We start from the raw sequence: 18,945 nt of genomic DNA on the forward strand, positions 1-18,945 counted from the left end.
CTGCGCCCCACCCCGCACGGCCCTTGAAATCAACGGGCGTTCCGCCCCCCACACCTGCGACAATCACCCCATGACCACGCTCAAGTCGAAGCTTCAGGAAGACCTCAACGCCGCGATCAAGGAGCGCGACGAGCTCCGCTCCTCGACGCTCCGGCTGACGCTCGCCGCGATCACCAAGGAGGAGGTCGCGGGCAAGGAGAAGCGCGAGCTCTCCGACGACGAGGTGCAGAAGGTGATCACCCGCGAGGCGAAGAAGCGCCGTGAGGCGGCCGAGGCCTTCGCACAGGGTGGTCGGGCCGAGCAGGCCGAGCGGGAGAAGGCGGAGGGCGAGGTCCTCGCCACGTACCTGCCGAAGCAGCTCAGCGACGACGAGCTGAACCAGATCGTCGCCCAGGCCGTCGAGGAGGCCAGGGCGGCCGGTGCCGAGGGCCCGCGGGCCATGGGTGCCGTCATGAAGATCGTGAACCCGAAGGTCGCCGGGCTCGCCGAGGGCGGCCGGGTCGCCGCGGCCGTCAAGAAGCTGCTGGCGGGCTGACGCTCAGGCAGCGGCCCCGTCGGAAACGGCCCCTGTCCCCTCGTTCGTACGAAGGGACAGGGGCCGTTGCCATGTCACGGGCCTCGGGCCGGGTGGGCCGAGGCCTCAGCCGCGCCCCCCGTTGCCGTTCCCGTTCGACTGGCCCTGCCACCAGCCCTCGGGGATCGAGAAGCTCGGCGTCGGGAACGTACCGCCGTCCGTACCGCCGTCCGTGCCGCCGTCGGCGCCGCCGTTGTTCCCGCCGTTGTCTCCGCCGCCGATCAGGCCGCCGATGAGACCGCCGTCGTCGCCGTTGTTCCCGTCGTCGCCGTTGCCGTCACCGTCTTCGTCACCCCGGCCCTGCTCCTCGTCGTCCGGGATGTGGACGCGGTTGAAGTTCTCGACGGGCTTGCCGTCGAGGGCGCCGATCATGGCGTCGCGCCAGATCGGGCCCGGCACCTTGCCGCCGTAGACCAGGTCGTTGTACTGGCCGCCGATGTAGATCTTGCGCATCTTGACCTTCTGGGTGGCGCTGCCGACCCAGACGGCGCCCGAGAGGTTCGGCGTGTAGCCGACGAACCAGGCGTTGCGGCGCTCGTCCGTCGTACCGGTCTTGCCGGCGCTGTCGCGGTCGGTGAGCCCGGCCTCCTTGCCCGTACCGGAGTCGACCACGCCCTGGAGCAGGCTGTTGATGGTGTCCGCGGTCTGCTCGGACATCGCGCGCGAGCAGGTCGACTTCGGGACCTCCAGGGACTTCTGCTCGCCGCCGACCTTCTGCGAGATCGACTCGATGGCGATCGGCGTGCAGTACATGCCGCGGGAGGCGAAGGCGGCGTACGCGCTCGCCATCGTCAGCGGGGACAGGCCGACGGAGCCGAGGGCGATGGCGGGCTCCTCGGGAAGCTTCTTGCCGTTGCCCTGGCGGACCTGGAGCTTGTCGGTGACGTTGACCACCGGGCACAGGCCGATGTCGGCGATCATCTGCACGAAGTAGGTGTTGACCGACAGCTCCATCGCCTTCTTCAGACGGTAGGGGCCGCGCTCCGACTCGCTCTCGTTCTCCAGCTTCTCGTTGTTGTTGTTGCTCCACGGCGTGCTGTCGCACGTCTGCACCGGGCTCGGGTAGGGCATCTCGTACGGCGACGAGTACTCCTGCGTCGGCGGCCGGCCCTCCTCCAGCGCGGCCGCCGCGACGAACGGCTTGAACGTCGAACCGGTCGGGAAGCCGAAGTTGGAGCCGCCGTACGCCTTGTCGACCGAGTAGTTGAGCTCGGTCTCGTTCTTGCCGAAGCCGTACGGCTTCGACTGGCCCATGCCGAGGATCTTGCCGGTGCCGGGCTCGACCAGGGTGGCCGCGGCGGCGACCTTGTCGTCCTGGTAGACGTGGTCCTTGAGCGAGGCCTGGACCGACTCCTGGGACTGCGGGTCGAGGGTCGTCGTGATGGTCAGGCCGCCCTGGTTCCAGATCTTGGCGCGGGCCTCGCGGTTCTTGCCGAAGACCGGGTCGCTGAGGAAGACCTTCTCGACGTACTTGCAGAAGAACCCGGCGCCCTTGACCGCGGTGATGCAGCCGTTCTTGGGCTTGGAGACCTTCAGGCCCAGCGGCGCCTCCTTGGCCTTGTCGGCCTCCGCCTGGGAGACGTCGCCGAGGTCGGCCATGCGCTGCAGGACGATGTTGCGCCGCTTGGTGGCCTCGGCCTCGTCGTTGACCGGGTCGTAGCGGCTGGGCGACTGGACGATGCCGGCGAGCAGCGCGGCTTCCTGGAGCTTGAGGTCCTTGGCGGACCTGGAGAAGTAGCGCTGGGCCGCGGCCTCGACGCCGTAGGCCTGCTGGCCGAAGAACGTGATGTTCAGGTAGTTCTCGAGGATCTTCTTCTTGCCCAGCTCCTCCTCGACCTGGATCGCGTACTTCAGCTCCTTGATCTTGCGGCCGAGGGTCTGCTGGGTGGCCTGCTGGACCTTCGTCGCGTCGTCGCCGGCCTCCTCGACGAAGACGTTCTTCACATACTGCTGCGTCAGCGTCGACGCGCCCTCACTGACGCCGCCGCTCTGGGCGTTGCGGTTGAGGGCGCGCAGGATGCCTTTCAGGTCGACCGCGCCGTGCTGGTAGAAGCGGGCGTCCTCGATCGCGACGATCGCCTTCTGCATGTACGGCGAGATGTCCTTGAGGTCGACCACCGTGCGGTCGCGTGAGTAGACCGTGGCGAGCGTGCCGCCCTTGGCGTCGAGGATCGTGGTGCGCTGGCTCAGCGGTGGCGTCTTGAGGTTGGCCGGGAGCTCGTCGAAACTCTCGACCGAACCCTTGGCCGCGAGCCCCAGCGCGCCGACGGCGGGCAGTGCGATACCGGCCAGCACGGCTCCCGCGAGCACACTGACACCGAGGAACTTGGCGGCCTGCTGTGTTGGCGACAGACCACCGCCCGAGCGCTTTTTTGGCATGGGGGCAGCCTAAACCGTAGAGATGAGCGAACCGAGGGCCGACCGTGTGGGAGCACACAGACGTTCGCAGTGGGCACGGCGAGCCTACGCAAGCCATGGCACGGCAAAGTCAGCCGTCCACCCGCGGGCGGAGCTCGCATGATGGATGCAGCCCATTTCCCGGACAGGCGTGCAGGCATTGGCCTAAGCTGCTCTCAACTGTCACAGCAGTGCGGCCACGTATCAATACGTCCGGCGACCCCGAATCGTTGCGGAGGTTCCCCACTTTTTTGGTGGGCGCGTGTCCGAATCCGCCTTGTGTGTCACCCGGCGTCCGTTGTGACTCAACAGAACTGTCCCGGTTTGCCGGGAAGGTCATGTATGTCGCCAGCTCACTCCCCCGGGTGATCTGCCGCTTACGCATAGTCCGTTCGGGCCATTCAAGATTGGGCCCGAAGGGGGTGTTGCGCTGTGCCCACCTTCCGTAACGTCCTCAACTGGCGGCGGTGAATATGCCGCTGCCGCCGTGGGGGAGCCTCGATTCGGGAGAGGACGGCGCCGGTATGGGCTGGGTAGTCGACTGGAGTGCGCAGGCGGCCTGCCGCACTACCGATCCGGATGAACTGTTCGTTCAGGGAGCAGCGCAGAACAGGGCCAAGGCGGTGTGCACCGGCTGCCCGGTGCGCACGGAGTGCCTGGCGGACGCGCTCGACAACCGCGTCGAGTTCGGCGTGTGGGGAGGAATGACGGAGCGCGAGCGCCGCGCACTGCTGCGCAGGCGGCCCACCGTGACCTCCTGGCGCCGGCTGCTGGAGACGGCGCGTACGGAGTACGAGCGGGGGGCCGGGATCCTGCCGCTCGACGACGACGAGGTGTACGAGAACTACGCGGCGGTGAGCTGAGGGGCCAGGGCTCTCGGGCCTCTCTGGGCGGGGCCCGCGGGGCTCACTCGGACTCCCTCGCACTTCCTCAGGCGTCGACCGCAGGATCAGGCAGCTCCGGCCGATGGGCCGCGAGCCGGTTGCCGATGTCCCGCAGCCCTGCGAGGTCGTGTACATCGCCGGGCAGCGCGGCCACTTCGGCGACGGCCACCTCGGGGTGCAGCGCGGTGAAGCGGTCACGCGTGCGCTGCTCGCGGGAGAGCAGCCGCATGCGGTCGGCGTGCAGCCTCAGCAGGCCTGCGGTGAGTTGGTCGACGGACCGCTCCACATGCGGGGTGACGGACTTCGGTTCGTCATGCGGGGTGACGGACTTCGGTTCGTCTGTGGCCGCGGTGCGCTCGGGGTCCGTGGCGGCGGGGGAGCCTGCGTCGGGAGCCGGTGCCTCGGAAGCGGCCGATTCTGAACTGTCGTACGTGTCGGGGGAGTTACGAAGTCCAGCTTTCCCGCCCTCCTGATCCACAATGCGGGGCTCTTCAAGATTTTCCGCGGCGGCGAGCGCCCGCTCGGCGGACAGCCGGTCGGCGCCGCTGCCGTGGACCCGGTTGAGCACCAGACCGGCCAGCGGCATGTCCTCGGCGGCCAGCCGCTCCACGAAGTACGCGGCCTCCCGCAGCGCGTCCCGCTCCGGCGCCGCCACCACCAGGAACGCCGTCCCGGGCGCCTGGAGCAGCTTGTACGTCGCGTCCGCGCGCGTACGGAAGCCGCCGAACATCGAGTCCATCGCCGCCACGAAGGTCTGTACGTCCTTCAGCAGCTGCCCGCCCAGCAGCTTGCCGAGCGCCCCCGTCATCATCGACATGCCGACGTTCAGGAACTTCATCCCCGCGCGCCCGCCCACCTTCGCCGGGGCCAGCAGCACGCGGATCAGCTTGCCGTCCAGGAACGAGCCGAGCCGCTTGGGCGCGTCCAGGAAGTCCAGCGCCGAGCGCGACGGGGGCGTGTCGACGACGATCAGGTCCCACTCGTCCTTGGCCCGCAGCTGGCCCAGCTTCTCCATCGCCATGTACTCCTGCGTGCCCGCGAAGCCCGCAGAGAGCGACTGGTAGAAGGGGTTGCCCAGGATCGCGGCCGCCCGCTCGCCGTCCGCGTGCGCCTCGACGATCTCGTCGAAGGTGCGCTTCATGTCGAGCATCATCGCGTGCAGCTCGCCGTCGCCCTCGACGCCCTTGACCCGGCGCGGGGTGTTGTCCAGCGAGTCGATGCCCATGGACTGGGCGAGCCGGCGGGCCGGGTCGATGGTCAGCACGACCACCTTGCGCCCGCGCTCGGCCGCCCGCAGCCCTAGCGCCGCCGCGGTCGTCGTCTTGCCGACGCCGCCCGAGCCGCAGCACACCACGATGCGGGTCTTCGGGTCGTCGAGCAGCGGGTCGAGGTCGAGCACGCGCGTGGGGGAGAGGTGCGGGGCATGGTGGCGGGTCCCGTCGTGCGCCTGGGCCGGTTCCGGACGACTCATGACATCCCCTGCTTCCGACGTACCGCGTACGGCTCCCGACTTGTGAACGGACTCATGACAGGCCCTGTTCCCGCAGCTCGCCCGCGAGTTCGTACAGGCCCGCCAGGTCCATGCCCTCGGTGAACAACGGCAGTTCGTGCACCGGCAGCCCCAACTCCGCAAGGACCGCCCGCTGCTCGTGCTCCAGCGTGTACCGCTCGGCGTACTCGTCGGCCTGGGTCAGCAGCGGGTCCACCAGCCGCTCGGCGTTCCCGCCGCGCCGCGCCCCGCCGAGCCCGGCCGAGGACAGCGACTTGGCGACGGCGGCGCGCGGCACACTGCGTACGAGTTCCAGATCGGCCGCGTCCAACACCTCCGGCCGCACCATGTTCACGATGATCCGCCCCACCGGCAGCCGCGCCGACCGCAGCTCGGCGATCCCGTCCGCGGTCTCCTGGACGGGCATCTCCTCCAGCAGGGTCACCAGGTGCACGGCCGTCTCGGACGACTTCAGCACCCGCATCACGGCCTGCGCCTGATTGTGTATCGGCCCGATCCTGGCGAGCCCGGCGACCTCGTCGTTGACGTTCAGGAAGCGGGTGATGCGACCGGTGGGCGGCGCGTCCATGACGACGTAGTCGTAGACGAACCCGCCTGCCTTGTCCTTCCTGCGTACGGCCTCACAGGCCTTGCCGGTGAGGAGCACGTCACGCAGACCCGGCGCGATGGTGGTGGCGAAGTCGATGGCGCCGAGCTTCTTCAGGGCCCGGCCCGCACCGCCCATCTTGTAGAACATCTGGAGGTAGTCCAGAAGGGCCAGTTCGGGGTCGATGGCGAGGGCGTACACCTCCCCGCCCCCTGGAGCGACGGCGATCTTCCGCTCCTCGTAAGGCAGCGCCTCTGTCTCGAAGAGCTGCGCGATGCCCTGCCTGCCCTCGACCTCGACGAGAAGCGTCCGCTTCCCCTCCGTCGCGAGGGCGAGCGCGAGCGCGGCGGCGACCGTGGTCTTTCCGGTCCCGCCCTTGCCGCTGACGACCTGGAGCCTGCTCACGTCTTCGAGCCTAACCAGTCGCGGCGCGAGTCACGCGGCGGCCTGTGGATAACTTGGACGTGGTCGGCGGCATGGCCCCCCGCGGGCAACGGATAAAGTCGGCCACATGACCAAGTGGGAATACGCAACCGTGCCGCTGCTCGTCCATGCCACGAAGCAGATTCTGGACACCTGGGGCGAGGACGGCTGGGAGCTCGTCCAGGTCGTGCCCGGGCCGAACAACCCCGAGCAGCTCGTGGCCTACCTGAAGCGGGAGAAGCAGGCGTGAGCGCGGTCGAGGCGAAGCTCGCCGAGCTGGGCCTGACGCTTCCGGAGGTCGTCCCTCCGCTGGCCGCGTACCAGCCGGCCGTCCAGTCCGGTGTGTACGTGTACACCGCCGGGCAGCTGCCGATGGTGGAGGGCAAGCTTCCGGTCATCGGCAAGGTGGGCGCTGAGGTCACCGCCGAGGAGGCCAAGGACCTCGCCCGTGTCTGCGCCCTCAACGCTCTCGCGGCCGTCAAGTCGGTGGCGGGCGACCTGGACCGCATCGCGCGCGTGGTGAAGGTCGTGGGCTTCGTCGCGTCGGCTTCCGACTTCACGGGGCAGCCGGGTGTCATCAACGGCGCGAGCGAGCTCTTCGCGGAGGTCCTCGGCGACAAGGGCGTACACGCGCGCAGTGCGGTGGGCGTGGCTGTGCTGCCGTTGGACGCGCCGGTGGAGGTCGAGGTTCAGGTGGAGCTGACGGGGGCGTAGGGGCGGCTTCTCGCCCTGACGGTCCTAGATGAGGCCGTGTTCCTCCAGGTAGTCCAACTGCGCCCGTACGGACAGCTCGGCCGCCGGCCACAGGGAGCGGTCGACGTCCGCGTACACGTGGGCGACCACTTCGGCCGGTGTGCCGTAGCCGTCCTCCACGGCCGTCTCGACCTGTGCGAGGCGGTGGGCGCGGTGGGCGAGGTAGAACTCGACGGCGCCCTGGGCGTCCTCCAGGACGGGGCCGTGGCCGGGGAGGACGGTGTGGACGCCGTCGTCGACCGTGAGGGACCTCAGGCGCCGCAGTGAGTCCAGGTAGTCGCCGAGGCGGCCGTCGGGATGCGCCACGACCGTCGTGCCGCGGCCCAGGATCGTGTCGCCGGTCACCACGGCGCGGTCGGCCGGGACGTGGAAGCAGAGCGAGTCGGCGGTGTGGCCGGGCGTCGGTACGACGCGTAGTTCCAGGCCGCCGACGCTGATCACGTCCCCGGCGGCGAGCCCTTCGTCGCCGAGTCGCAGCGCCGGGTCGAGGGCACGCACGCGTGTGCCGGTCAGTTCGGCGAAGTGTGCGGCGCCCTCGGCGTGGTCCGGGTGGCCGTGGGTGAGCAGGGTCAGGGCGATGCGCTTGCCGGCCTTCTCGGCCGTCGCGACGACGTTGCGCAGGTGTCCCTCGTCCAGCGGGCCGGGGTCGACGACCACGGCCAGGTCGGAGTCCGGCTCGGACAGGAGCCAGGTGTTGGTGCCGTCCAGGGTCATCGCGGAGGCGTTGGGCGCGAGGACGTTGACGGCGCGGGGGGTGGCGGGTCCCGTGAGGACCACGCCCCGCGGCTGGCCGGGGAGGGCTGCTGCGTCCGTCATGCGAGAGGGCCTTCCGGGTCCAGGGCCAGGTTCGGGATCATGGGCGGCTTCGGGTTCGGCGCTGTGGGCGGTGCGGGAGTCGTGGGCACGGTCATGCCGGGGCTCCGTCGGTCGGGATGCGCTTGGTGAACTCGTCGTGGCCGGGCCAGGAGAGGACGATCTCGCCGTCCTCCAGGCGGGCCTGGGCCAGGACGGGGGTGAGGTCGCGCTCGGGAGCGGCTTCGAGGGCCTGGGCGGCGCTGTCGTACGGCGTCAGCTGACGGAGGGTCGCGATGGTGGGCGGCATCATCAGCAGCTCGCCCTTGTCGTACGAGGCGGCGGCGTCCGCGGGGCGGATCCACACCGTGCGGTCGGCCTCGGTGGAGGCGTTGCGGGTGCGCTGCCCCTTCGGGAGGGCGGCGACGAAGAACCATGTGTCGTAGCGGCGGGGTTCGAACTCCGGGGTGATCCAGCGGGTCCAGGCGCCCAGGAGGTCGGAGCGCAGAGCCAGGCCCCGGCGGTCCAGGAACTCGGCGAACGACAGGTCGCGGGCGACCAGGGCGGCGCGGTCCGCCTCCCAGTCCTCGCCGGTGGTGTCGCCTACGACGGAGTCGGGGGTGGGGCCGGCGAGCAGGACGCCCGCCTCCTCGTACGTCTCGCGCACGGCCGCGCAGACGATCGCCTGGGCTGTGGCCTCGTCGACCCCCAGCCTGTGTGCCCACCACGCGCGCGTGGGGCCCGCCCAGCGGATCGGCTGCTCGTCGCGCGGGTCCACGCCGCCGCCGGGGTAGGCGTAGGCGCCGCCCGCGAAGGCCATGCTCGCTCGGCGGCGCAGCATGTGGACTGCGGTGCCGGTGCCGGTGCCGGTGGCGGTGTCATTGCCGGGGTCGGTGTCGGCGTCCCTGAGCAGCATGACTGTGGACGCTCGCTTCGGGGCTACGGGGGTGAGACTTCCCTCCGCCAGTGCGCGGATGCGGTCCGGCCACTCCGGTGGGTACCACTGCCCGTTTGCCATGGGCGGAGGCTATCTCGTGGTGCGTGGATGTTCGAGGGGTGGTCCGCGCGGGCGGGTTGTGGGGTGGATGCCTGCGGCGGCCCCGGCCCTTCGGTAGGGGTTTGCAGCCGGCCGCGGTGCGGCGGGTGGGTGGGCGGGGCCGTGCCGGGGGTGTCCGTCCTCGGGCGGCTCGGTGGGTTGAAGATGTGCTCTGCGTTGACTCCCGCCACTGCGGGCGGACACCCCCGGCACGGCCCCTTGCCGCCGTACGCGGGTGTCGCGCCGTGGGGCCGAGGGGGCCGTCCGGGAAAGCGGTGGGGCCCCGCCTCGTGGTGAGGTGGGGCCCCGGTGTGCTTTGGGTCAGCGGGAGCGCTTTGCCAGGCGTTCCACGTCCAGGAGGATCACCGCGCGGGCCTCCAGGCGGAGCCAGCCGCGCTGGGCGAAGTCCGCCAGGGCCTTGTTGACCGTCTCGCGGGAGGCGCCGACCAGCTGGGCCAGCTCTTCCTGGGTGAGGTCGTGCACCACGTGGATGCCCTCCTCGGACTGCACGCCGAAGCGGCGGGAGAGGTCCAGGAGTGCGCGGGCCACGCGGCCGGGGACGTCCGAGAAGACGAGGTCGGACATCGCGTCGTTGGTGCGGCGCAGCCGGCGGGCCACGGCGCGCAGCAGGGCGGTGGCCACCTCGGGGCGGGCGTTCAGCCAGGGCTGGAGGTCGCCGTGGCCGAGGCCGAGCAGCTTGACCTCGGTCAGCGCGGTGGCGGTCGCGGTGCGCGGGCCCGGGTCGAACAGGGACAGCTCGCCGATGAGCTCGCCGGGGCCGACGACGGCGAGCATGTTCTCGCGGCCGTCGGGAGACGTGCGGTGGAGCTTGACCTTGCCCTCGGTGACCACGTAGAGCCGGTCGCCGGGGTCGCCCTCGTGGAACAGAGAGTCGCCACGGGCGAGGGTCACCTCACTCATGGAGGCGCGCAGTTCCGCGGACTGCTCGTCGTCGAGAGCCGCGAAGAGCGGATTGCGCCGCAGAGGGTCGTCCACGAGTTCTCTCCTTGTCGACCTGCTCAGGGGATCTCTCCCCTGCGTACCAGGGGACCGTGCTCCCCATTTTGCCGGACGGTCCAAACAGTGTGATCTGTCACAAGGATGCCGCACAGGTGTCCCGAGGTAAGCGGCAGGGGTCCAATTGGGGGCCGATCTTCAGGGTCCGGGGCGGATGTCAGTGTCGGGCTTTAGGCTGGCCGAGTGTCCAAATCGCCGGTGAGAGCACAGGCCAAGGGGGCTGGGCGGGTGGTTGTACGTCGGGATTCCGCTGTGGGCGAACAGAACCCTGGTGGTGGCAGGAAAGCGACGAAAGCGGCGAAGAGCGGGGTGCGTGAGGTGGCGGCCGGTGGCGAGAAAGCGGCGGTGAAGAGCACCAAGAAGGCGATCAAGAAGAAGCCCGTCATCGCGCCCGAGAAGGCCACCGCCGCGGTGAAGGGCGCCTCTCCCGTCAAGACCGTCGCCACCAAGCCTCCTACGGGTGAGTCCCGCACCGCCCTGGTTCGTCGTGCCCGGCGGATCAATCGCGAGCTCGCCGAGGTCTATCCGTACGCCCACCCCGAACTGGACTTCGACAACTCGTTCCAGCTGCTGGTCGCCACGGTGCTGTCCGCCCAGACCACCGATCTGCGGGTCAACCAGACGACCCCGGCGCTCTTCGCCAAGTACCCGACCCCCGAGGACCTGGCCGTCGCCGATCCGGAGGAGGTCGAGGAGATCCTCCGTCCGTGCGGTTTCTTCCGGGCCAAGACCAAGTCGGTCATGGGCCTGTCGAAAGCGCTGGTCGAGAACCATGGTGGCGAGGTGCCGGGGCGGCTCGAAGATCTGGTCAAGCTGCCCGGTGTCGGGCGCAAGACGGCCTTCGTCGTGCTCGGCAACGCCTTCGGCCGGCCCGGGATCACCGTGGACACGCACTTCCAGCGGCTCGTACGGCGCTGGCAGTGGACCGACCAGACGGACCCCGACAAGATCGAGGCCGAGATCGGCGCGCTGTTCCCGAAGGGCGACTGGACCGACCTCTCGCACCATGTGATCTGGCACGGCCGGCGTATCTGTCACGCCCGCAAGCCCGCGTGCGGCGCCTGCCCCATCGCGCCGCTCTGCCCGGCGTACGGCGAGGGCGAGACGGACCCGGAGAAGGCGAAGAAGCTCCTCAAGTACGAGAAGGGCGGCTTCCCCGGCCAGCGGCTCAATCCGCCGAAGTCCTACCTGGACGCGGGTGGCAAGCCGGCCCCGCCACTGGGGGCGGCCGGATGACGTCGCCGTGGTCGGAACGATCCAGGGACCGTCGGGCGTTGGAACCGGGCAGGACGACGGGGGTGGCGATGACGCGGGCGAGCGAGACGCAGGACGGGCCGGTGACGCTGAGCAAGGACGGGCTGCCGGACTGGCTGGACCCGATGGTGCGGGTGGTCGAGACGGTCGAGCCGGTGCAGCTGAGCCGGTTCCTGCCGCCGGAGGACGGCGCGGGGCGGCAGTCCGCCGTACTGATCCTTTTCGGTGAGGGTGCGTGCGGGCCCGAGCTGCTGCTGATGGAGCGGGCCAGCTCGCTGCGTTCCCATGCCGGTCAGCCTTCGTTTCCGGGCGGCGCCCTCGACCCCGAGGACGGCGACCCGCAGGCCGACGGGCCGTTGCGGGCCGCGCTGCGGGAGGCGGAGGAGGAGACCGGGCTCGATCCGAGCGGCGTCCAGCTCTTCGGTGTGCTGCCGAAGCTGTACATCCCGGTCAGCGGCTTTGTCGTCACGCCGGTGCTGGGCTGGTGGCGCGAACCGAGCCCGGTCGACGTCGTCGATCCGAACGAGACGGCACGCGTCTTCACCGTCCCCGTGGCGGATCTCACGAATCCGGACAACCGCGCCACGACCGTCCACCCCAGCGGCCACCGAGGTCCGGCATTTCTGGTCGAATCGGCGCTCGTGTGGGGCTTCACCGCCGGGATCATCGACCGTCTGCTGCATTTCTCGGGCTGGGAACGGCCTTGGGACCGGGGGAAGCAGGTCCCGCTCGACTGGCGGTCATGACAGGGTGTCTGCCGTGCTGTGTTGTCCCGGGGGTCGACCCCCGGACCCCCGGCCGGGCTGGTGGGACCGGAGAGCGAAGAGGCGAGGCCTGAAGCGGTGAACGTGCTGGACATCCTGTTGCTGGTCGCCGCCGTGTGGTTCGCGATCGTGGGCTACCGCCAGGGCTTCGTGGTCGGCATCCTGTCGGTGATCGGCTTCCTGGGCGGCGGCCTCGTGGCCGTGTACCTCCTCCCGGTCATCTGGGACGCGTTGACCGACAACGCCGAGGTGAGCACGACGGCCGCCGTCGTCGCGGTCGTCGTCGTCATTGTCTGTGCCTCGGTCGGGCAGGCTCTGACCACCCATCTCGGCAACAAGCTGCGCCGGTACATCACCTGGTCCCCGGCCCGCGCCCTGGACGCCACCGGCGGTGCCCTCGTCAACGTCGTCGCGATGCTCCTCGTCGCCTGGCTGATCGGCTCCGCCCTCGCCGGGACGACGCTGCCGACGCTCGGCAAGGAAGTCCGTAACTCCAAGGTGCTGCTGGGTGTCTCGCGGGCGCTGCCCGACCAGGCGGACACCTGGTTCGCGGACTTCTCCTCCGTGCTCGCGCAGAACGGTTTCCCGCAGGTCTTCAGCCCGTTCTCGAACGAGCCGATCAACGAGGTCCAGCCGCCCGACCCGGCCCTGGCCAACAGCCCGGTGGCCACCCGCGCCCAGCGGTCCATCGTCAAGGTCATGGGCACGGCGCCGAGTTGCGGCAAGGTCCTGGAGGGCACCGGCTTCGTCTTCGCCGACCGTCGCGTCATGACCAACGCCCATGTCGTCGGCGGTGTCGACGAACCCACCGTCCAGATCGGCGGCGAGGGCAGGAAGTACGACGCGACCGTCGTCCTCTACGACTGGGAGCGCGACATCGCCGTGCTCGATGTGCCGGACATGCGGGCGCCCGCCCTCCAGTTCACGGCCACGGACGCCGAGAGCGGCGACGGCGCGATCATCGCGGGCTTCCCGGAGAACGGGGCGTACGACGTGCGGGCCGCGCGGGTGCGTGGGCGGCTGCCGGCCAACGGTCCGGACATCTACCACCGCGGCACCGTGCGCCGCGATGTCTACTCGCTGTACGCGACCGTCCGCCAGGGCAACTCCGGCGGCCCGCTGCTCACGCCCGAGGGCAAGGTGTACGGCGTGGTCTTCGCCAAGTCCCTCGACGACGCCAAGACCGGCTACGCGCTCACCGCGGACGAGATCCAGGAGGACATCGTCAAGGGGCGTACCGCCAACCAGCAGGTGGACAGCGACAGCTGCGCGCTGTAGGTCCGTGGAAGGGTCGTGCGACCGGCCGTGAAAGGCGGCCGGCCGGTCAGCCGCGCGGGTGGCGTAGCCGCACCGAGACCCAGCGGGCCCGGCGGCGCAGGATGCGCGGAATGCCCACCCGGAGGTCCGAGCCCGGCATCTGCGGGGCGCTGCCTCGCTGGTGGGAGCTCAGGCCTCCGGCCGAGCGTCGATTGCGTGCTGCGTCACTGTAGTCGTGCGTCCAGCCCATACCCCGACGTCTGCCCCTGCCCCAAGGTCGATAACCGCCCCCAGGGCCCCCAATTGGCCTATGCGCCAGGCAATTGGCTGTTCGTAGTACACGTGTTCAGATCCGGATACCGGGCGCATCGGCGCGGTCACCGATCGGGTTCGGGATCTTTCAGCCAATTGATCAGCTCGGTGGAAAACGCGACGGGGTCCTCTTCGTGCGGAAAATGCCCGAGCCCGTCGAACAGCCGCCAGCGGTACGGCGCTTCGACGTACTCGCCGGAGCCGGCCGCGCTGCGGGTGCGCATCACGGGGTCGAGTGAGCCGTGCAGATGGAGGGTCGGCACGCGCACCGGCCGCTTCATACGGCGGTTGAACTGGATGCCGTCGGGGCGGGCCAGCGAGCGGACCATCCAGCGGTACGGCTCGATGGAGCAGTGTGCCGTCGACGGGATGCAGATCGCACGGCGGTACGTCTCCACCGCCTCGTCGTCGGGCAGGCGCGGGCCGGACCAGTCCCGGATCAGCCGGGCGGCGAGCGCGCCGTCGTCGGCGGTCAGCTGCCGTTCGGGGATCCAGGGGCGCTGGAACCCCCAGATGTAGGAGCTCGCACTCGTCTGCTTGACGTCCGAGAGCATCGCCGAACGCCAGCGCCGAGGGTGCGGCATGGACGCGACCGCGAGCCGCCGCACCAGCTTGGGGCGCATCACGGCCGCCGTCCACGCCAGGTACCCGCCCAGGTCGTGGCCGACCAGCGCGGCGTCGGGCTCGCCGAGCGAGCGGATCACGCCGGTGATGTCGAGAGCGAGGTTGGCGGGGTCGTAACCGCGCGGCGTTCGGTCGCTGCCGCCGACGCCCCTGAGGTCCATCGCCACGGCCCGGAAACCGGCGTCGGAGAGGGCGACGAGCTGATGCCGCCAGGTCCACCAGAACTGGGGGAAGCCGTGCAGGAGCAGCACCAGCGGGCCGTCGCCCATCTCCGCGATGTGGAAGCGCGCACCGTTGGCGGCCACGTCCCGGTGGGTCACCTCTTTCCCGCCGGGGACGTCCAGTCGTACGACCGAGGCAGGTTGCGCCGAGGGGGTGGCGGGATCCGTCATGACGACGAGCGTGCCACAGCCTCGATGGCGGCGGGCGCCCGGTCCTGAAGCTCCGGTGCCGTCGCCGGGGCCGGCCGCGGATGCGGCTTGGCGTTCTGGAGGACGCCCGCCGTCTCCTTCACCGAGGCGGCGACCTTCTGCGGGCCCTTGCTCTTCTTGGCCTTCTTCGCGAACGCGACCCCGATCAGCGCGAGGACGACGGCGACGAGGACGTTCGCCGCGAAGGACAACAGGAAGCAGATCGCGAGGTTCCAGTCGCTCCAGGTCCGAATCCCGTACGCGAGGGCGAAGTTCAGCATCGGCAGCGAGAACACCAGCACCGCGCCGGCCGCTGTGAAGGCGCCGCCGCTCGTCGCGCCGCGCTTGACGTCCTGCTTGAGCTGAGCCTTCGCCAGTGCGATCTCGTCGTGCACCAGCGCCGACATCTCGGTCGTCGCCGACGCGAACAGCTGGCCGATGCTGCGTTCGGCGCCGACCGGGCTGCCGTCGGGTGCGCTCATCGCGGTCTCCCTCGTAGATACGGTTCCGTCTTCTGCCTGACTGCGTACGGTTCCGTCTTTTGTACCGTCCCGTCAGATCATGCCCGACGATGCTCCTCCTCGCCTGCCCCGCCCGCCACTTCGGCAAGCGTGTGGCGTGCGGCGGCCTTCTCCTCGGCGATACGGCGGTGCTCGGCGGCCTTGCGCTCGTGGATGGCGGCCATACGCAGGTGGTACTCCGGCTCGTCCTCCTCGTAGATGTCCGGAACGCCGTCCGCGTCCTCGTCGCGCTCCTCGGCCTCCCACAAGCGGCGGTACTTGGCGTTCCGTACCTTCAGCAGCACCGTCGCCAGGAGCGCCGCGGTGAGCGAGCCCATGAGTACGGCCGCCTTGACCTCGTCGGTCAGCGGGGCGTCGCCCACGAAGGCGAGCTCGCCGATGAGCAGCGAGACGGTGAAGCCGATTCCGGCGAGGGTCGCGACGGCGAACACGTCCGCCCACTCCAGGTCGTCGCTGAGCGAGGCCCTGGTGAAACGTGCCGTCAGCCAGGTGCCGCCGAAGATCCCGACCGTCTTGCCGACGACCAGACCGAGGACGACACCGAGCGTCTCCGGCTGGGTGAAGACATCGCCGAGCGCGCCGCCGGAGACGACCACACCGGCGCTGAACAGCGCGAACAGCGGCACGGCCAGCCCCGCCGACAGGGGGCGTACGAGATGCTCGATGTGTTCGCCGGGCGAGTGCTCCTCGCCCTCGTGGCGGGTGCAGCGCAGCATCAGGCCCATCGCCACGCCCGCGATGGTGGCGTGCACGCCGCTGTTGTACATCAGCCCCCAGATCACGAGGGCGAGCGGGACGTACACGTACCACCCGCGGACGCCCTTCCTCAGCAGCAGCCAGAAGACGGCGAGGCCGACGACGGCGCCGCCGAGCGCGGCGAAGTTGATCTGCGAGGTGAAGAAGATCGCGATGATCAGGATCGCGAACAGGTCGTCGACGACCGCGAGGGTGAGCAGGAAGGCACGCAGGGCACTGGGCAGGGAGGTGCCGATGACGGCGAGCACGGCGAGCGCGAAGGCGATGTCCGTGGCGGTCGGCACCGCCCAGCCCGCCGACGAGCCGTGCCCGGTGACGCTGGTCAGCGTGTAGACGAGCGCGGGTACGGCCATGCCGCACAGTGCGGCGACGACCGGCAGTACGGCCGCCTTGGGGTCCTTGAGATCGCCGGCGACCAGTTCGCGTTTGAGTTCGATTCCGGCGACGAAGAAGAAGATCGCGAGGAGCCCGTCGGCGGCCCAGTGCTCGACGGAGAGATTCAGGCCGAGAGCCTCGGGGCCGAGGTGGTAGTGGCCGACGCTCTCGTAGCTGTCGTGCAGTGCGGGGACGTTCGCCCAGACCAGCGCGGTGATCGCGGCGACGAGCAGCAGCACACCGCCGACGGTCTCGGTACGCAGCGCCTCAGCGACGAAGTTCCGCTCGGGGAGGGACAGTCGTCCGAAGAGCTTGCGGGCGGGGGCGGTGCTGCGGGGCGCGGTCACGAGGGAGACCTCCGGTCGGTGGGCAGGACGGAGCACATGCCGACCAGACTTCCCGGCGCACCTGAGATCGAGATTGTTTTGGTTAGTTTACCTAAGGGTGCGCCGTAAGTGCATCCCTCGAGCCCGTTGAACTCCACCGTACGTACGCGAAGGGCACCCGGCGCGCTTGTCGCCGGGTGCCCTCGGTGGCCGAACTCAGTCCTCGCTCGGCGCCGCCGGGAGCTTCGCCTGGATGAGGTCCATGACGGTCGAGTCGGTCAGCGTCGTCACATCGCCGAGCTGGCGGTTCTCGGCGACGTCGCGGAGCAGACGGCGCATGATCTTGCCGGAGCGGGTCTTCGGCAGCTCGGCCACCGGCAGGATCCGCTTCGGCTTGGCGATCGGGCCGAGGGTGGCGCCGACGTGGTTGCGCAGGTCGTTGACGAGGCCCTCGTCCTCGGCGTTCGCCGTGCCGCGCAGGATGACGAAGGCGACGATGGCCTGCCCGGTGGTCTCGTCTGCGGCACCGACGACGGCCGCCTCGGCGACGGAGGGGTGGGAGACGAGGGCGGACTCGACCTCCGTGGTGGAGATGTTGTGACCGGACACGAGCATGACGTCGTCGACGCGCCCGAGGAGCCAGATGTCCCCGTCATCGTCCTTCTTCGCCCCGTCACCGGCGAAGTACTTGCCCTCGAAGCGCGACCAGTACGTGTCGATGAACCGCTGGTCGTCGCCCCAGATGGTGCGCAGCATGGACGGCCACGGCTCGGTCAGGACCAGGTAGCCGCCACCGCCGTTGGGCACCTCGTTCGCCTCGTCGTCGACGACGGTGGCGGCGATGCCGGGCAGCGGCGTCTGCGCCGAACCGGGCTTGGTCGCGGTGACTCCCGGCAGCGGCGTGATCATCATCGCGCCGGTCTCGGTCTGCCACCAGGTGTCCACGATCGGCGTGGCGTCGGCACCGATGTGCTTGCGGTACCAGATCCACGCCTCGGGGTTGATCGGCTCACCCACGGAACCCAGCACCCGCAGGCTGCTGAGGTCGAACTTCGCGGGGATGTCGTCGCCCCACTTCATGAACGTACGGATGGCGGTGGGCGCCGTGTACAGGATGGTCACCCCGTACTTCTGCACGATCTCCCAGAAGCGGCCCTGGTGCGGCGTGTCCGGCGTGCCCTCGTACATGACCTGGGTCGCGCCGTTCGCCAGCGGCCCGTACACGATGTACGAGTGCCCGGTGACCCAGCCGACGTCGGCCGTGCACCAGTACACGTCCGTCTCCGGCTTGAGGTCGAAGACGGCGTGGTGGGTATAGGCGGTCTGGGTGAGGTAGCCGCCGGAGGTGTGCAGGATGCCCTTCGGCTTACCCGTCGTCCCGGACGTGTAGAGGATGAAGAGCGGCTGCTCGGCGTCGAAGGCCTCGGGGGTGTGCTCGGCGGACTGCCGCTCGACGATCTCGTGCCACCAGACGTCACGGCTGTCGTCCCAGGCGACGTCCTGGCCGGTGCGCCGTACGACGAGCACATGCTCGACGTTGTCCACCTTGCCGACCGCCTCGTCCACGGCGGGCTTGAGCGCCGACGGCTTGCCGCGCCGGTAGCCGCCGTCGGAGGTGATGACGACCTTGGCGTCCGCGTCCTGGATCCGGGTGGCGAGGGCGTCCGCCGAGAAGCCGCCGAAGACGACGGAGTGTGCGGCGCCGATACGGGCGCACGCCAGCATCGCGACCGCCGTCTCGGGGATCATCGGCATGTAGACGGCGACCCGGTCGCCCTTCCGAACCCCCAGCTCCAGCAGGGCGTTGGCGGCCTTGGAGACCTCGTCCTTGAGCTCGGCGTAGGTGACGGCACGGCTGTCGCCGGGCTCGCCCTCGAAGTGGATGGCGACCCGGTCCCCGAGCCCTGCCTCCACATGCCGGTCCACGCAGTTGTACGCGACGTTGAGCTTGCCGTCCTTGAACCACTTCGCGAACGGCGGGTTCGACCAGTCCAGCGTCTCCGTCGGCTCCTTGGCCCAGGTCAGCCGACGGGCCTGCTCGGCCCAGAAGCCGAGCCTGTCAGCCTTGGCCTGTTCATACGCCTCCGCGGTGACGTTGGCGTTCGAGGCCAGGTCGGCGGGCGGCGCGAACCTGCGCTCCTCGCGCAACAGGTTGGCCAGGCTTTCGTTGCTCACGACATCTCCCTTTCCCAGGGTGTCCGTTGTGTCCCAGGCCACAGCTCATCAGACCCGAGGGTCCGATGACAAGGGTCGACGGAAAATTGGTTTAGACCTGTCGGCGGGCTTGCCCCGGCGGCGGCCCGGAGGTGCTTTCGCCGCCGTGCTCATCCGTTCCCACGGACGCCGGACGGACGCGGTTCAGCTCTGTAATCCC

Annotated in this window: 18 protein-coding genes; 7 read left to right on the plus strand and 11 right to left on the minus strand. The window is 69.9% G+C overall.

The window, feature by feature from the left end:
* The first annotated feature begins 70 nt into the window (after nt 1-70).
* The gene (locus KUM44_RS08090; protein WP_217207100.1) at nt 71-535 is read left to right on the plus strand and encodes a GatB/YqeY domain-containing protein; all 465 of its coding nucleotides are present in this window, start codon (nt 71-73) and stop codon (nt 533-535) included.
* 105 nt (nt 536-640) lie between these two features.
* On the opposite strand, the gene KUM44_RS08095 is transcribed toward KUM44_RS08090, so the two are convergent.
* Nucleotides 641-2,953 carry a transglycosylase domain-containing protein gene (locus KUM44_RS08095; RefSeq protein WP_217207101.1) on the minus strand — a complete coding sequence of 771 codons (2,313 nt, stop codon included), beginning with the start codon at nt 2,951-2,953 and terminating at the stop codon, nt 641-643.
* Between the two features lie 542 nt (nt 2,954-3,495).
* On the opposite strand from KUM44_RS08095, the gene wblA reads away from it, so the two are divergent.
* Nucleotides 3,496-3,834, plus strand: a complete 339-nt coding sequence (gene wblA, locus KUM44_RS08100; RefSeq protein ID WP_062697668.1) for a transcriptional regulator WblA — start codon at nt 3,496-3,498, stop codon at nt 3,832-3,834.
* Nucleotides 3,835-3,901: 67 nt separating this feature from the next.
* Here the strand turns inward: wblA and KUM44_RS08105 are convergent, their stop codons facing one another.
* Entirely contained in the window at nt 3,902-5,326 is a 1,425-nt protein-coding gene (locus KUM44_RS08105) for an ArsA family ATPase (RefSeq protein WP_217207102.1), read from the minus strand.
* Nucleotides 5,327-5,378: 52 nt separating this feature from the next.
* Nucleotides 5,379-6,356, minus strand: a complete 978-nt coding sequence (locus KUM44_RS08110; RefSeq protein WP_217207103.1) for an ArsA-related P-loop ATPase — start codon at nt 6,354-6,356, stop codon at nt 5,379-5,381.
* A 106-nt stretch (nt 6,357-6,462) separates the two neighbouring features.
* On the opposite strand from KUM44_RS08110, the gene KUM44_RS08115 reads away from it, so the two are divergent.
* Together KUM44_RS08115 and KUM44_RS08120 are read left to right on the plus strand one after the other, a co-directional pair.
* Nucleotides 6,463-6,624, plus strand: a complete 162-nt coding sequence (locus tag KUM44_RS08115) for a DUF4177 domain-containing protein (RefSeq protein ID WP_003975360.1) — start codon at nt 6,463-6,465, stop codon at nt 6,622-6,624.
* Complete coding sequence (locus KUM44_RS08120) at nt 6,621-7,088, plus strand: RidA family protein (protein WP_217207104.1); 468 nt, start codon at nt 6,621-6,623, stop codon at nt 7,086-7,088. Before KUM44_RS08115 ends, KUM44_RS08120 begins: the two co-directional genes overlap by 4 nt.
* Nucleotides 7,089-7,112: 24 nt before the next feature.
* Here KUM44_RS08120 and KUM44_RS08125 read toward each other — a convergent pair whose 3' ends face one another.
* The 3 genes from KUM44_RS08125 to KUM44_RS08135 form a co-directional block, all read right to left on the minus strand.
* Nucleotides 7,113-7,943 carry an MBL fold metallo-hydrolase gene (locus KUM44_RS08125; RefSeq protein WP_217207105.1) on the minus strand — a complete coding sequence of 277 codons (831 nt, stop codon included), beginning with the start codon at nt 7,941-7,943 and terminating at the stop codon, nt 7,113-7,115.
* 91 nt (nt 7,944-8,034) lie between these two features.
* The gene (locus KUM44_RS08130; RefSeq protein ID WP_217207106.1) at nt 8,035-8,937 is read right to left on the minus strand and encodes an NUDIX hydrolase; all 903 of its coding nucleotides are present in this window, start codon (nt 8,935-8,937) and stop codon (nt 8,035-8,037) included.
* Nucleotides 8,938-9,276: 339 nt separating this feature from the next.
* A complete protein-coding gene (locus KUM44_RS08135) occupies nt 9,277-9,951 on the minus strand; it encodes a Crp/Fnr family transcriptional regulator (RefSeq protein WP_030046018.1) in 675 nt (224 codons plus the stop codon).
* A gap of 366 nt (nt 9,952-10,317) precedes the next feature.
* On the opposite strand from KUM44_RS08135, the gene nth reads away from it, so the two are divergent.
* From nth to KUM44_RS08150, 3 genes are all read left to right on the plus strand, one after another.
* On the plus strand, nt 10,318-11,208 hold the full coding sequence (gene nth, locus KUM44_RS08140) for an endonuclease III (RefSeq protein WP_374202021.1): 891 nt from the start codon (nt 10,318-10,320) through the stop codon (nt 11,206-11,208).
* Between the two features lie 68 nt (nt 11,209-11,276).
* Nucleotides 11,277-11,972, plus strand: a complete 696-nt coding sequence (locus tag KUM44_RS08145; RefSeq protein ID WP_217207108.1) for a CoA pyrophosphatase — start codon at nt 11,277-11,279, stop codon at nt 11,970-11,972.
* Between the two features lie 96 nt (nt 11,973-12,068).
* Nucleotides 12,069-13,268: a MarP family serine protease gene (locus KUM44_RS08150; protein ID WP_217207109.1), complete on the plus strand. Its 1,200-nt coding sequence runs from the start codon at nt 12,069-12,071 to the stop codon at nt 13,266-13,268.
* Nucleotides 13,269-13,314: 46 nt separating this feature from the next.
* Here the strand turns inward: KUM44_RS08150 and KUM44_RS45190 are convergent, their stop codons facing one another.
* The 5 genes from KUM44_RS45190 to acs form a co-directional block, all read right to left on the minus strand.
* The gene (locus KUM44_RS45190) at nt 13,315-13,497 is read right to left on the minus strand and encodes a hypothetical protein (protein ID WP_078662374.1); all 183 of its coding nucleotides are present in this window, start codon (nt 13,495-13,497) and stop codon (nt 13,315-13,317) included.
* Between the two features lie 127 nt (nt 13,498-13,624).
* Nucleotides 13,625-14,575, minus strand: a complete 951-nt coding sequence (locus KUM44_RS08155) for an alpha/beta fold hydrolase (RefSeq protein WP_217207110.1) — start codon at nt 14,573-14,575, stop codon at nt 13,625-13,627.
* Nucleotides 14,572-15,075, minus strand: a complete 504-nt coding sequence (locus KUM44_RS08160) for a phage holin family protein (protein ID WP_217207111.1) — start codon at nt 15,073-15,075, stop codon at nt 14,572-14,574. The genes KUM44_RS08155 and KUM44_RS08160 overlap by 4 nt, the downstream gene beginning before the upstream one ends.
* 77 nt (nt 15,076-15,152) lie before the next feature.
* Nucleotides 15,153-16,592, minus strand: a complete 1,440-nt coding sequence (gene nhaA, locus KUM44_RS08165) for a Na+/H+ antiporter NhaA (protein WP_217207112.1) — start codon at nt 16,590-16,592, stop codon at nt 15,153-15,155.
* Between the two features lie 195 nt (nt 16,593-16,787).
* Nucleotides 16,788-18,746, minus strand: a complete 1,959-nt coding sequence (gene acs, locus KUM44_RS08170; protein WP_217207113.1) for an acetate--CoA ligase — start codon at nt 18,744-18,746, stop codon at nt 16,788-16,790.
* Nucleotides 18,747-18,945 lie beyond the last annotated feature (199 nt).

Origin of the sequence: Streptomyces sp. AC550_RSS872, assembly GCF_019049285.1 — a bacterium.
GTDB lineage: Bacteria > Actinomycetota > Actinomycetes > Streptomycetales > Streptomycetaceae > Streptomyces.

Excerpts from the sequence above, each read along its gene's own strand:
- KUM44_RS08090 (WP_217207100.1), top strand. The coding sequence starts at position 71 with ATGACCACGCTCAAGTCGAAGCTTCAGGAAGACCTCAACGCCGCGATC.
- KUM44_RS08095 (WP_217207101.1), bottom strand. The coding sequence starts at position 2,953 with ATGCCAAAAAAGCGCTCGGGCGGTGGTCTGTCGCCAACACAGCAGGCC.
- wblA (WP_062697668.1), top strand. The coding sequence starts at position 3,496 with ATGGGCTGGGTAGTCGACTGGAGTGCGCAGGCGGCCTGCCGCACTACC.
- KUM44_RS08105 (WP_217207102.1), bottom strand. The coding sequence starts at position 5,326 with ATGAGTCGTCCGGAACCGGCCCAGGCGCACGACGGGACCCGCCACCAT.
- KUM44_RS08115 (WP_003975360.1), top strand. The coding sequence starts at position 6,463 with ATGACCAAGTGGGAATACGCAACCGTGCCGCTGCTCGTCCATGCCACG.
- KUM44_RS08125 (WP_217207105.1), bottom strand. The coding sequence starts at position 7,943 with ATGACGGACGCAGCAGCCCTCCCCGGCCAGCCGCGGGGCGTGGTCCTC.
- KUM44_RS08130 (WP_217207106.1), bottom strand. The coding sequence starts at position 8,937 with ATGGCAAACGGGCAGTGGTACCCACCGGAGTGGCCGGACCGCATCCGC.
- KUM44_RS08145 (WP_217207108.1), top strand. The coding sequence starts at position 11,277 with ATGACGCGGGCGAGCGAGACGCAGGACGGGCCGGTGACGCTGAGCAAG.
- KUM44_RS45190 (WP_078662374.1), bottom strand. The coding sequence starts at position 13,497 with ATGGGCTGGACGCACGACTACAGTGACGCAGCACGCAATCGACGCTCG.
- KUM44_RS08155 (WP_217207110.1), bottom strand. The coding sequence starts at position 14,575 with ATGACGGATCCCGCCACCCCCTCGGCGCAACCTGCCTCGGTCGTACGA.
- KUM44_RS08160 (WP_217207111.1), bottom strand. The coding sequence starts at position 15,075 with ATGAGCGCACCCGACGGCAGCCCGGTCGGCGCCGAACGCAGCATCGGC.